The following is a 14,530-nucleotide window of genomic DNA, read 5'->3' as shown; positions in this document are numbered from 1 at the left end:
ACATTCTTAATCTGAAATCTGAAATCTGAAATCTGTCCCGATAACTATCGGGACTGAAATCTGAACTAAAACTTAACGTTTATTTTTTCAGAAACTAATTGGTCATTTTGATAAAATTCAAAAAACCACTGATTGTCTTTTTTTACTAAAACCCCTTGCTGACTTCCTTTTTGTGCTAAAAAAGAATTCGCATCCGAAGTTTTGAAAATTTTCATAATCACACTTGGTTTACTGTCAATTAACTGATAATTTCCACCTGCCAATGGTTGCGCAAAAAGCATTTCGTTTGGATCGACCACCGGATTAACAACTGCTTGAGAAGCCACTACCACTGCCGGAACAACTTCTTTTACTTTCTCCACTTTTTGTTCTACGGCTGCATTTTGACCTCCATTATATTGATATTCCAATTCATAAATAGAAGTAAAAGCCTTATTCAGGGCATCATTGTAAGCTACCTGAAAATCCTTCTCACGACTCATTCCTATTTCAGACTGATACACAATTTTGCCATAACAATCTTTAAAAGTCACATACAATTTAGTTGCTAAAAAAGCACCTTCTTTTACAATATCATAATTCAAAACCGCACAACGATTAATCCCATCCGGAACAACCTGATTAGAATAATACACATCAAAACCTACTTTATTCAAATTATATTTAGACAAAGTGGACATTCTATATTGATTTTCCGATTTTAAGAAATCAAATTTTAAAGGAACAATTACCGTTTTGTAATCATTTAAAGATTGGGCAAAGCTAAAGCCAGAAACCAGCAATAACAGTAACAAAAAATGTTTTTTCATAATTTATAAATAATTTTTAAGTTCTAACAAATGGTTGATTTGTTTAATATTGCTGTCTACAGCCTGATGATTTTCATTAAAATAAATCGCATCGATTCCAAATTCCAAAGCGCCTAAAACATCGGCTTCTATAGAATCGCCTATCATGATGCTGTTTTCTTTTTTGGCCGCAGCCAAATCTAAAGCATACTCAAAAATAATCGGATTTGGTTTTTTAACCCCCGCCATTTCCGAATTGGTTATCGTAGAAAAATAAGCATTCAAATTAGCATTTTTCAATTTCTTATCCTGAACCTGAGCAAATCCGTTGGTAATTAAATGCAATTTATATTTTCCACCCAAATAATCTAAAATTTCCAAAGTTCCGTCAAAAAGATGGTTATGTTCCGCGAGCAAATCGATATATTCCTGCGAAATAAAATCAATTTCCGAATCGGAAATCATGTAACCCAAAGCATCAAAAGACAATTTCAACCGATCGTATCGCAGCTGCTGATGAGTGATTTTATCATACTGATACAATTTCCAACAGGACTGATTTATTGGAATGTAATGCTTAATAAAATCATCAATGGCAACTTCAGGATGATTCTGAGCAAAAATTTTCTCAAAAGTAATCTTTGAATTTTTATCAAAATCCCAAAGTGTATGATCTAAATCAAAAAAAACATCTTTTATATTCTCAATTTTCATTGTTCTTCTTTAAAAAATCCCTTCATCAGCAAAGCTAAAATAGTTTCTTTCGGTCACAATCAAATGATCCAAAACTTTTATATCCAAACTATCTCCGGCGGTTTTTAGTTTCTTTGTAAGTTGCCTATCGGCATCGCTGGGAATCAAAGTTCCCGAAGGATGATTGTGGCACAAAATCAAAGCCGTTGCACATTTTTCTAGCGCCATTTTAAAAACTAACCGAACATCGACCAAGGTTCCGGTTATTCCTCCCACGCTCATTTGCGCTTTCGAAATGACTTTATTGGAATTATTCAGATACAAAATCCAAAATTCTTCGTGTGGCAATTCGCCAATAATAGGCTGCATGATTTCAAAAACCGACTTACTCGACGTAATTTTATCCAACTCCTGCGCTTCCTCTGCCCTTCTCCTTCTTCCCAACTCCATCGAAGCCATTATCGAAATAGCTTTAGCTTCTCCAATTCCTTTAAATTGCATCAGTTGCACCATCGACAATTTACCTAAAGCATTCAAATTATTCTGAACACTTCCTAAAATTCTTTTACTTAAATCGACTGCCGATTCATTCCGGCTTCCGGAACCAATCAAAATAGCAATTAATTCGGCATCGCTTAACGCAGCCTTACCTTTAAGCATTAATTTTTCTCTGGGCTTGTCGTCTTCTGACCAATTTCGAATGGGAAAATGATTGTTTTCCATAACAAAAGATTTAGTTTACAGCAAATTACTTTACGAATATAAGACTAAATCCTTTAATCAAAAACAAGTTTTCTTACACCAAAAATAAACGAATGAGATTTATTTATGCCTAAAAAAATCTTAATTTACTGCACTAATCCCTTTACTTCATCAAAATTTAATCCACCGTAATTTCCGGAACTCATCAACAATAAAGCCGAATTATCTAAATTTCTGCTGAACAAATAATCCTTAAATTCCTTTGGATTGGTATAAATAATCAAATCTTCACGATTAAAAGCCTTCGCAATTTGCTCATAAGTGACTTCTTCGAGTTGCTTAATTTTAACCGCATCCGGCGAATAAAACACAACTGCCACATCGGCATGATTTAGCGCACCTTCGTATTCTTTTAAAAATTCGGCGTTCAAACTACTGTAAGTATGCAATTCTAAACAGGCAATCAAAGTACGGTCAGGATACTGTTCTTTTACCGCCTTAGTTGTAGCAGCTACTTTGCTTGGCGAATGTGCAAAATCTTTATAAGCAACTTTCCCTTTTCCTTCGGCAATTTTTTCCAAACGTTTAGAAGCACCTTTAAAACTGGCAATCGCCTCGTAAAAATCAGCTTCATCAACTCCCATATTTTGACAAATCCATTTGGCTCCGGCCAAATTATTCAAATTATGCGCACCAAAAACTTCAATTGGCATATCGCCTTCGGGAGTTTCCAGCAAAGTTATACCGTTTTCAACTTTATAATTTGGCGTATGATAGGCTATTTTTCGAATTGGATTCGTCGCTGCTTCAGCTACGCGTTTTACTTCCGGATCATTTTCATTATAAACTAAAATTCCTCCATTTGTAATTTTGCCAATAAAAATTTCAAACTGTTCCACATAATTTTCATAGGTTGGAAACACATTAATATGATCCCAGGCAATTCCCGAAATCAAAGCGATATTAGGTTGATACAAATGAAATTTAGGTCGTCTGTCAATTGGAGAAGACAAATATTCATCCCCTTCCAAAACCATAAAATCATTTTCTTCAGTAAGGTGCACCATTGTATCAAATCCTTCTAACTGTGCACCCACCATATAATCTACTTCAATACCGTGATAATGCATCACGTGCAAAACCATTGAAGTAATAGTGGTTTTTCCGTGCGAACCACCAATAACTACGCGGGTTTTATTTTTAGACTGTTCGTATAAAAACTCCGGATAAGAATAAATTTTCAATCCTAATTCCTGTGCTTTCAACAATTCCGGATTATCGGCTTTGGCATGCATTCCTAAAATTACCGCATCAATATCGGCTGAAATTTTCTCCGGAAACCAACCTAATTCAGCCGGTAAAATTCCTTTTTTTTCTAAACGCGATTTGGATGGTTCAAAAATTGCATCGTCACTACCCGTTACCTGATACCCTTTATTATGTAAGGCTAAGGCCAAATTGTGCATGGCACTTCCACCAATAGCTATAAAATGTGTTTTCATATTAGTTATCGCTTATGCGCATTAATTATCATTTTTCTTTTTAAATTCATCTAAAACTGCTTGCGCCTTATCGGGTGATTTCATTTTATTGGCATACAAATTAGCTAGTTTTTGATAGGTTTTCTTTGAATTTCCCACGGCAATAGCCTTTTTATATTGTTGCTCGGCAGCGGTATATCTTTTAAAATATTCTTCAATATGACCTCTGGACAAATAACCGTCAACGGCTGAAATTTTAGACAACTCATTCGAATATTGAATGGCTTTTTTTTCACTTCCGCCTAAAATTCCCGGCAATTGTAAATTCAATTCAATCAAGGCCCATCTGGCTTCAATGTGTTTAGGATTTAATTCTATCGCTTTTTCAAAATTAGATTGTACTTCATCAATCATTCCTAAAGCTTTGAATTTACTAACTTCTAAAGCTTTCATTCCCAAAACCCCACCGTATTTAAAATAAAAATTAGCTTCTGAAGGTCTGGCTTTTTTTAATTTCCCATAATACAACAGCGCTTCATCCCAGTCTTTACTGCGTCCTGCAATATCTCCTAAATATTCGATTATTTTTATATTGGATGGATTTTTCTTCAGAAGCACTTCAAACATGGGCTTAGCTTGTTCTAATTTTCCTTCTTCAAATAATTGCTGGGCTTTCTCCAAATTTACCTGAGAAAAAACCAACATTGGGAACAAAAAAAATACCAGCAAAATATGTTTCATTTTCCAAAAATAAGCAAATTTAAAAGCATTCTACAAAATTTTATCTCTTATAAAAAACTTAAAAAAATAACGAATTAGCAATCTTAAATCAACTTTACCATAACACCGGCTTTTTAGTTTTGTATTATAAAAATGGGAAGCTGAATTTTAGCTTTCGCAAAAAGTACAAAATGTTAATTCTTGCATTTTAAGCTACATCTATGAAAATATTCTATGCCATTCAGGCAACAGGAAACGGCCACATTAGCAGAGCCACCCAATTGTATCCTTATCTTCAAAAATTTGGCGAAGTCGATTTTTTCTTAAGTGGCAGTAACGCCAGTTTAGACCTCAAATTACCTATTCAATACAAAAGCAAAGGTTGTAGCCTGCATTACAGCAGATGTGGCGGATTGAATTATTGGGAAATAGCCAAAAACATTCGACCACGCCAAATATATAAAGATGCCGATGCACTTCCGTTAAAAAAATATGATGTTATTATCAATGATTTTGATTCCATTACGTCTCTGGCCTGTAAGATACAAAAGGTTCATTCGGTGCAACTGGGACATCAGGCGAGTTTTATTTCCCCGAAAACTCCCAGACCGGAAAAAAAGAGCATTATGGGCGAAATGATTTTAAAACATTACGCTTCGGCTCCCAAAAATATTGGTTTGCATTTTGAAAAATATGATTCCTTTATACTTCCTCCTATCATCAAAGATGAAATCGTTCAGGCCCAACCTACTAATTTAAAACACATCTCCGTCTATTTACCTTCTTTTGACAAAGATTGTCTGGAAAAAGCTTTTAACAAAGTTTCTGATATTCACTTCCATTGGTTTTTACAGGGAATTGAATTCAAACACACCATAGGCAACATCACCTATTTTCCGGTAAATCAAAAAAAATTTAATGAAAGCCTTATTTCATGTGAAGGAATTATTACCGGAGGTGGATTTGAAACACCGGCTGAAGCTTTACATCTGGGCAAAAAAGTACTTTCAATTCCTATAAAAGATCATTACGAACAGGAATGTAATGCTGCCGCTTTGAAAAAAATGGGAGTTCCTGTTGTTTATGAAGTTGGAAAAAATTTCGACGAAATCATTAAAAACTGGCTAAACCAAAATATTATTTATCCTGAAATGGCTGCCAATAATATTCAAGAAACATTGGAATATTTATTTGACACCTATCGTAATTAAAATTGCAAAAAACTTATTTTAAAAATAAACCTACAAAAAAGAAGGCTTTTTCAAAAAAATAATTATTTTTAATGCTATTTTTCGCATTATTACCAACTGCTTGGGGAAAAATGTGCTCTATAGTATAAAAAGTTATTATGAAAAAAATCCTGTTACTCATCGTACTTATTTCAACATCTGTTTTTGCTCAAAAAAATCAAAAATCTTGGAATAAAGTAATCACCTTAGAAAAAGATGGAAAAATAAAATCGGCTAAGGAAATTGTAGATAGAATTTATGAAAGGTCAATTTCAAAAAACGATGAAGAACAATTGATAAAATGCTTTTTTTATCAATCTAAATACTTACAAACATTAGACGAAAATGCTCAATCCAAAATCTTAAACCATTTAAAAACGGATATTAGTAGAGTTTCTGCTCCTTCAAAAGCGATTTTGAATTTAGTTTACGCTAAATGCCTGAATGATTACCTTAATCAAAATAGGTATAAAAGAGAAAATATAACCACTACCAGCAATCCTGACAACAATTACCTTTTGTGGTCTAATGCTGAATTTGAAAACCAAATAGCAAAGTATTACAACAATAGTTTAATTGACAAAGCAAGTATAAAAAATACTTCTCTTGCGCAGTACGAAGCTATATTTGATTATTACAATCAGGAAATATTCAAAAGCGAAAATTTGTATGAATATTTACTGGACGAAAACATCAATTATTACAATTCAAAAATACAGCATTGGAATTTTAAAAAAAGTGACTTCAATTTCTTAAAAGAAAATTTATTTGGCAATTCTGTCTCTTTTAAAGAAATCAACTTCGACTTTGTCAAAGAAAAAAATCTTCAAAAAACCTTGCAATTATTTCAGGAGAGAGAACAAAACAATCCATCTGTAGAAAATCAGTTGAATCGAATTATTTTTTGCAAAAACCATCTTGTAAATGACAATGAAGCTTATCTAAAAGCGTTAACTAAGCTGCAAAAGCAATCAAAAACGGCCATCAGCCTACAAAAAATTCAATTCGAGAAAGCTACAATCTTTAACAATTTGGCTTCCAAAGAAACACATCCTGATTATAAGATAAAATCCATAGCTTTATTTGACAGTATTATAGCGATTCAAAATCATTCGAATACTTACAAACAAGCTCATCTAAGCAGACATAAATTATTAGAAAAAAACCTCAGCATCCAACTGGAAAAATACATTTATCCTAACCAAAATCACCGTGCTTTTATAAGTTTTAAAAATATAGACAGTGTAAAGATTAGCTTTTATAAAATAAAGCAAAGTGAGATGCAATTTTTGAATTTCAATTACACTAAAAAAGACAGTATTCTAAATGAATTTATATTACATCACATTCCAGTACAAACCGAAAATTATAGTTTAAAAAATCCAAAAGACTATTTTGACCATACAACAGAACTACTTTTACCTCAACTAAAAACAGGAATGTATCTTGCTATTTTTGAAAGTACTAGTACCAAAAAAGATGATAAAGCATATGGATTTGAAACAATTATAGCTACCAATTTCAGTCTGCTGTCCGAAACAAAAAAAGATAGAGACTACTATCATGTTTTAGACCGAAAAACCGGAACACCTATTGAAAATGTACAAATAGATTCGGAAGATTTCGTGGGTAAAACCGATAAAACAGGAACTCTTTTTAACACAAGAGGAAAAGACGAAAATTTTCAAAGAAATATTGTTTTAACTAAGGATAATGATACTCTTCCACTCTACACCAATTATATTAATATCTTAAATGAATTCGAAAAAAATAAAACAGTAAAAGCAAAAGTTCAATTCTATCTGGACCGAGCCATTTATCGCCCTGGTCAAACAGTTTATTACAAAGGCATCGCTTTACAGCAAAAAGCTAATGTGACTACAGTTGTTGCGAATACTTCTTTTAAAATTAATTTTGAAGATGTTAATAACAATACAATCAAAGAATTTGATGTAATTACAAATGAGTTTGGTTCCTTTTCGGGAGAATTTAAGTTACCCCAAACAGGATTAACCGGAAATTTCACTATTCAGGCAGAAGAACCTGATGATTATGAAAAAGACAGCATTTATGATAAAACAAAAGAGGAACATCCGTTTTGGGATAATGTAACTTTTGAAAATTCATATCTTTCTTTTCGCGTAGAAGAATACAAAAGACCTAAGTTTGAAATTACTATAAATCCTTTAACAGAGACTTATAAAGTCAACCAAAAGTTAACCGTTACCGGTAATGCAAATTCTTTTTCCGGAGCAAATGTCACTGATGCAAAAGTTACTTACGAAATTACACAGGAAACCTACAATACTGACCATTATAACTCTTATCAATGGTTCGGAGGAAAACAGGAAAGAATAGTTAAATCTGAAACCAAAACTGATAACCGAGGAAATTTTAGTATTGATTTTATTGCAAAACCCGACACATTAGCTATAAAAGAAAAATTACCCATTTTTAGCTATCGCATCAGAGTCACCATAACTGATATCAATGGCGAAACACAAACTAAGGAAGACTTAATTACTAATGTGGGCTATCATGCTCTAAAACTAAAAGCAGATTTTCCTAAAACCATTGAAACCAAAAACAAAACCAGTATAAAACTGGAAAGTAATAATCTCAACGACATCTCGGTTCCGACAAATGGAGAAATTAAAATTTACCGTATTCGAAATGCTGAAAATAAATTCAAACCAAGAGTTTGGCAAAAACCAGAAATAGAAATAATCTCAGATTCTGAATTTGAACAACTCTTTCCTTTTGAAAAAAATGAAAAACCAATTTCTGAAAAAGAAACCAGAGTTTTAGTTCATTCTTTGAAAGTAAACACTATAAAAGACAAAGAAATACCACTGGACTTTATGACGGATTATCCATCCGGAAACTACAAGCTTGTATTCTCGGCTAAAGATGCATTCGATAATCTCGTTGAAAACAGTTCCCATTTTGATTTGATACAGAGTAAGGACAAAATAAACCCTAACCAACTTATCACCCTGGAACAATTAAATTCAAATCCAAAAAAAGATGGTTTTGTAAAAATTAAAATTCAAAGTATCATTCCTGAACTCTATATTAATACAATTGCTAATTATAAATACTGGAATTTCTTAGACGAAAACCACTTCTTAAAAGACAACGAAATAACACTAAACATCCCACTCAAAGATGAATTTGAAAATACAGTAACTATAAATTGCACAAGCATTTATGAGAATACTGTTTTTAATCAAAGTCTAAATGTTACTCTAAAAAAAGAAGAACCTAAACTGGAATTTGAAATTGAAAGTTTCAGAAGTAAAATTGAACCTGGAAAACTGGAAAATTGGTCCTTTAAACTCAATGCTACCAACACAAAACTGGAATCTGAAATTTTAGCTTCGATGTATGACAAATCTTTAGATCAATTTGCTAATAAAAATTGGGATAATTTAGATTTCAATGACTACAATAATTATTATCCAACAAATTTTAAAAGCCCTTTTGGTTTCCAAAAAACCTTTACAAATATTAAAAACTTAAACAGCTATTTAGGCTATTTCAAAACAGAAAATGAGAAAATTAAATTAATGTGGTTTGGATTTAATTTCAACAATTCTCAAACTTATTTCTCTCAAAATGAATACCAAAAACACCTCCATAAAAACAGCAGTAGGCCACAAAACGCCAAACTAATTTCTGGAATTATCTCCAGTAAAAACGAACCATTGGCCGGAGTTAGTGTTTATATAAAGGGAACTAATCGAGTAACGACTTCAGACTTTGAAGGTTACTATCAATTAGAAGCAGCAGCAGGTGAAATACTTGTTTTCAGCTATGTTGGTTTCCTTGACAAAGAACTAAAAATAACTTCTAAACAAATAGACATTGAACTGGAAGAAGATCAAAATGCATTACAGGAAGTAGTTGTTGTAGGTTATGGCACACAGAAAAAGAGTAACCTTACAGGAGCTATTACGTCAATTAAAGATAAAAAAATAGGAGCTCAAACTATAAAAGGCGATCCAAACAATGTTATTGAAGAAGTAGACGACCAAGTTTACAATACAGCCGGAATATCAATTGCTTTACAAGGCAGAGTTTCTGGAATGATCGCTAATGACAGTTTAGCAGGAAAGAAATTATCAACAATTAAAGCGAGAACTAATCTTTCTGAAACTGCTTTCTTTTTCCCTAATCTAAAAACAAATTCCAAAGGAAAAATCAGTTTCAATTTTACTTCTCCTGAAGCTTTAACTTCTTGGAAGTTGAGATTATTGGCACACAATAAAAATGCTGTTTCAGGTTATTTAGAAAAAAATGTGATTACCCAAAAAGAGTTAATGGTTGTACCTAATTTCCCAAGATTCTTTAGAGAAAAAGACAGCATTACAATTAGCGCTAAAATTGCCAATATGACCAATGAAAGTAAAACAGGAATTGCCATGTTACAGTTTTATGATGCAACAACCATGCAGCCGATTGATAGCAAAATGCTAAATAGTAAAAACATCAAAAACTTTAGTATTTCCGCTTTTGGAAATACTACTGCAACTTGGAAAGTTTACATTCCCGAAGATTTACAAGGCGTACAATACAAAATAGTTGCCAAAGCAGGAAATTATTCGGATGGTGAAGAAAGCATTCTTCCTGTATTAACCAATAACATACTCGTTACAGAAAGCAGAGCGATTTGGGTTCGGGAAAATTCGACCAAAATTTATACTTTCGAAAATCTAAAAAACAATACGTCAACTACGCTCAAAAACCATCAATTTACTTTAGAATATACGTCTAATCCAACTTGGTTAGCCATTCAATCGTTACCGTATTTAATGGAATACGAACACGAATGCGCCGAACAAACTTTTGCCCGTTTTTATTCAAATGAACTAGCTTCTAAAATTATTTCAAGTAATCCTAAAATTGCTGCTTTATTCGAAACATGGAGAAAAAACGGAAAATTAAATTCCAAATTAGAAGAAAACGAAACCTTAAAATCGATTATTCTGGCTGAAACACCTTGGCTAAAAGATGCGCAAAGTGAGGAGGAGAAAAAGAAAAATCTAGCTTTATTATTTGATTTAGAGAAAATGAAAAATGCACAAGAGGCTACTTTCACGCTTCTAAAACAAAAACAAGATGTTTCAGGAGGATTTGCATGGTTTGAAGGCAATTATACAAACGAGTATATTACTCGTCATATACTAGCTGGTTTAGGGCATTTAGCGAAACTATTTCAGAGCGACGAAACTAATGATAAAGTAGCTGAAATTTCGAAAAAAGGAATTCCTTATTTAGACAATAAATTTTTAAAAAATCATGCTAACAGAATCAAAAACCTGAGCCCAACCGAAAAATTTATTTGGATCAATCCCTATTCTGATTTGCATTATTTATACACTCGTAGCTTTTATTTGGACAAATATCCACTTACGGATACTCTAAAAAAAGTAAGCAAGATCTATCTAGAAACTGCCAAAAAAGATTGGTTGCATTATTCTCTTTACGAAAAAGGACTAGCGGCTTTGACGTTAAATCGTTTTGGTGAAAAAGAAGCTGCTAAAACTATTTTAACGAGTCTAAAAGAAACAGCATCTAACAATGAAGATTGGGGAATGTATTGGATCGAAAACAAAGCAGGTTGGTATTGGTACCAAGCACCTATTGAAACCCAAGCTTTGCTCATTGAAGCTTTCTCAGAAATTTCAAACGACAACAAATCCGTAGATGCCATGAAAGTTTGGTTGTTAAAAAACAAACAATCTAAAAACTGGCCAACCACCAAGTCAACGACCGAAGCGGTTTATGCATTGCTACTACAGGGAACAGACTGGCTAAGTGTCAAAGACAACACCGTTTTCAAAATTGGTAATGAAAATATTTTAACGAAAAAATTATCTGAAAATGAAAAAGAAGCTGGAGCTGGTTATCTAAAACTCAACTGGCAAGCAAATGAAATACAAAAAAACATGGCTACAATTACTATTCAAAACAAGTCAAAAGTTCCTGGTTTTGGTGGTGTATATTGGCAATACTTTGAAGATTTGGATAAAATAAAAACAGATACAACTAAGGTCCTTGCTGTATCAAAAGAATTGTATCTTAAAAAAATTAACGCAAATGATGCTGTTTTGACAAAAATTGACTCAGAAAATCAATTACAAATTGGCGATTTAGTCACCGTAAGAATTTTGATAACAGCCAAAGAAAACATGGAATTTGTACATCTAAAAGACTTAAGAGCTTCCTGTTTTGAACCCGAAGATGTAATATCAGCTTATGATTACAAAGACGGTTTAGGCTTTTACAAAAGCACTAAAGATGCCGCAACTCATTTCTTTTTCGATAAAATAAATAAAGGAACTTATGTTCTGGAATATGATGTTCGAGTAAACAACAGTGGACATTTCTCAAACGGAATTACAACTATCCAAAGCATGTATGCTCCGGAATTTTCCAGTCATACTGAAGGAATAAGAGTTAAGGTAAAATAAAACCGAAGCACCTTTCTGATAAAAAAAACCACTAAGAAAATCTATTCCTTAGTGGTTTTGTATTTATTGTAAAGTAAGCTTTACTCGTTCAGCATTTTCCAAAGTTTATCTTTCAATTCCGTTAATCCTTGTTGAGCAACAGAAGAAATAAACATATATGGTATATCTTTAAAAGCTTCGTCTAATTCTACTTTCAATTCTGCTTTCAATTCGTCATCGAGCATATCACATTTGGTAATAATCAAAAGACGTTCTTTGTCGAGCATTTCCGGATTATACTTGGTCAATTCGTTAACCAAAATATCATATTCAGCCCTGATATCCGGCGTATCTACCGGAACCATAAACAACAAAGTCGAATTACGCTCAATATGTCTCAAGAAATAATGTCCTAACCCTTTTCCTTCGGCAGCTCCTTCAATAATTCCCGGAATATCGGCAATTACAAAAGATTGAAAATCGCGGTAAGAAACAATTCCAAGATTTGGTTTTAAGGTTGTAAACGGATAATCGGCAATCTTAGGTTTAGCAGAAGTCAAAACGGAAAGCAAAGTCGATTTTCCTGCATTCGGAAATCCAACCAATCCTACATCAGCCAAAACTTTCAACTCTAAAATCACGTCCATTTCCATTCCCGGCAATCCCGGTTGCGCATAACGTGGCGTTTGGTTCGTAGAACTTCTGAAATGCCAGTTTCCTAATCCACCTTTTCCTCCTTTGGCTAAAATTTTACGCTCGCCGTCCTCAGTAATTTCAAATAATACTTCTCCGGAATCTTTATCCCTCACCACAGTTCCCAGCGGCACTTCAATATATTTATCCTCTCCGTCTGCTCCGGTACTACGATCGCTACCTCCATCACCACCGTGTCCGGCTTTGATGTGACGGGCAAATTTTAAATGAAACAAAGTCCAAAGTCCTTTATTTCCCACTAAAACCACGTGTCCTCCTCGTCCTCCGTCTCCACCGTCAGGCCCTCCTTTTTCAATAAATTTCTCTCTATGTAAATGCGTAGAACCCTTTCCTCCTTTTCCGGACGAAACATATATTTTTACGTAATCTACAAAATTTCCCTCTGTCATTTCTTTTAGTATTCAGTTTACAGTGGTCAGTAGTCAGCTTGTTTACTGGACACGACCATTGATTACTATTTTTTTATTGCTTTTACCAGCACTTTATCAATCTTTACACCATCCATATCGATAACTTCCAACTCAAATTTGTGCCAAACCAATTTTTCTCCCTGTTTTGGAATATGTGATAATTCAGTCATGATTAAACCACTAACAGTAGTCACCTCATAATCACTTAACAATTCGTCTAATTCAAAATAAGTTAAAAAGTCATGTAAGGAATAATGTCCGTCAATCAGCCAACTTCCATCTTCTCTTTCAATCAACTGAAAATCTTCTTTATAAAAATCAGATGCATTTCCAACCAAAGCTTCTAAAATATCATTCAAAGTAATCATTCCCTGAAAAATACCATATTCATCTGCCACAATAGCATAATGAACTCCTGTCTTTTTAAAATTTTCCAAGGCGTTGTAAGCCGTGGTATGTTCCATCAGATAAGGAGCCTCGGTCATAATTTCCTGCAAATTGAAATTTTCCTGATCAATTTTTGCAAAAATATTTTTCAGGCTAACCACTCCTACAATTTCATCCAAATCATCCTTATAAACCGGATAAACCGAATGTAATTCGCGAAGCATAGATTCTTTAACCTGATTTTTATCGGCTTCCAAGGGCAACATCACCACCGATTTTCGGTGTGTCATCAACGAATTTACTTTGCGGTCCCCAATATGGAAAACACGCTCCACAATATCCTGTTCTATTTCCTGAACTTCACCTACTTCAGTTCCTTCTTTGATTATGGCCTTAATTTCTTCTTCGGTTACTTTACCGTCTGCCGTTGGTTTTATCTGAAGAATATCCAGTAAAAACTCTGTAGAATGTGTTAATAACCAAATAAACGGAGCTGTAACAATCGACACCATTTTCATGGGCATCGCCACAGCTTTCGCAATCGCTTCCGGATAATTTAATCCAATTCTTTTAGGTAATAATTCGCCTAATACTAAAGAGAAAAATGTCAAAATCACCACCACAATACCCACGGCTACTGAATGCGCATAGGATTTTAAAAATTCGAAACTTAAAATATAAGTTTCTACATCGGCAGTAATCTTATCCCCACTAAAAATACCGGTCAGAATACCTATTAATGTAATTCCTATCTGAACAGTTGACAGGAATTTATTTGGCGAATTGGCCAAATCCAATGCTATTTGCGCACTGCTGTTTCCTTTTTTAGCCGAACTTTCTAATCGGGATTTCCTTGCCGAAATCAACGCGATTTCCGACATCGAAAAAAGTCCGTTGAGTAAGATTAAAAAAAGAATAATAATTAGCTCCATGCTTATTTTGTTTGTTGTT

The 14,530-nt window shown here is 33.5% G+C and carries 9 protein-coding genes; 2 read left to right on the top strand and 7 right to left on the bottom strand.

Annotated elements, in window-relative coordinates:
• Positions 1-65: 65 nt before the first annotated feature.
• From B6A10_RS10350 to B6A10_RS10330, 5 genes are all read right to left on the bottom strand, one after another.
• Positions 66-809 carry a hypothetical protein gene (locus tag B6A10_RS10350; RefSeq protein WP_188220839.1) on the bottom strand — a complete coding sequence of 248 codons (744 nt, stop codon included), beginning with the start codon at positions 807-809 and terminating at the stop codon, positions 66-68.
• A gap of 3 nt (positions 810-812) precedes the next feature.
• Positions 813-1,502, bottom strand: a complete 690-nt coding sequence (locus tag B6A10_RS10345; RefSeq protein ID WP_188220838.1) for a YjjG family noncanonical pyrimidine nucleotidase — start codon at positions 1,500-1,502, stop codon at positions 813-815.
• Between the two features lie 9 nt (positions 1,503-1,511).
• On the bottom strand, positions 1,512-2,204 hold the full coding sequence (gene radC / locus B6A10_RS10340; RefSeq protein ID WP_188220837.1) for a RadC family protein: 693 nt from the start codon (positions 2,202-2,204) through the stop codon (positions 1,512-1,514).
• Positions 2,205-2,329: 125 nt separating this feature from the next.
• Entirely contained in the window at positions 2,330-3,685 is a 1,356-nt protein-coding gene (locus B6A10_RS10335; RefSeq protein ID WP_188220836.1) for a UDP-N-acetylmuramate--L-alanine ligase, read from the bottom strand.
• 21 nt (positions 3,686-3,706) lie between these two features.
• Positions 3,707-4,405, bottom strand: a complete 699-nt coding sequence (locus tag B6A10_RS10330; protein ID WP_188220835.1) for a tetratricopeptide repeat protein — start codon at positions 4,403-4,405, stop codon at positions 3,707-3,709.
• 200 nt (positions 4,406-4,605) lie between these two features.
• Here B6A10_RS10330 and B6A10_RS10325 point away from each other — a divergent pair, with 200 nt between their 5' ends.
• Entirely contained in the window at positions 4,606-5,595 is a 990-nt protein-coding gene (locus tag B6A10_RS10325; protein ID WP_188220834.1) for a glycosyltransferase family protein, read from the top strand.
• 137 nt (positions 5,596-5,732) lie between these two features.
• Entirely contained in the window at positions 5,733-12,089 is a 6,357-nt protein-coding gene (locus B6A10_RS10320) for an alpha-2-macroglobulin family protein (RefSeq protein WP_188220833.1), read from the top strand.
• A gap of 80 nt (positions 12,090-12,169) precedes the next feature.
• Here B6A10_RS10320 and obgE read toward each other — a convergent pair whose 3' ends face one another.
• Complete coding sequence (gene obgE, locus B6A10_RS10315; RefSeq protein ID WP_026714664.1) at positions 12,170-13,171, bottom strand: GTPase ObgE; 1,002 nt, start codon at positions 13,169-13,171, stop codon at positions 12,170-12,172.
• Between the two features lie 65 nt (positions 13,172-13,236).
• Positions 13,237-14,511, bottom strand: coding sequence for a hemolysin family protein (locus B6A10_RS10310; RefSeq protein ID WP_188220832.1), 1,275 nt, complete (start codon positions 14,509-14,511; stop codon positions 13,237-13,239).
• Positions 14,512-14,530: the final 19 nt, after the last annotated feature.

Origin of the sequence: Flavobacterium pokkalii (genome assembly GCF_014596575.1) — a bacterium.
Lineage (GTDB): Bacteria > Bacteroidota > Bacteroidia > Flavobacteriales > Flavobacteriaceae > Flavobacterium > Flavobacterium pokkalii.
This window is presented reverse-complemented; position numbering and strand designations above follow the sequence as displayed.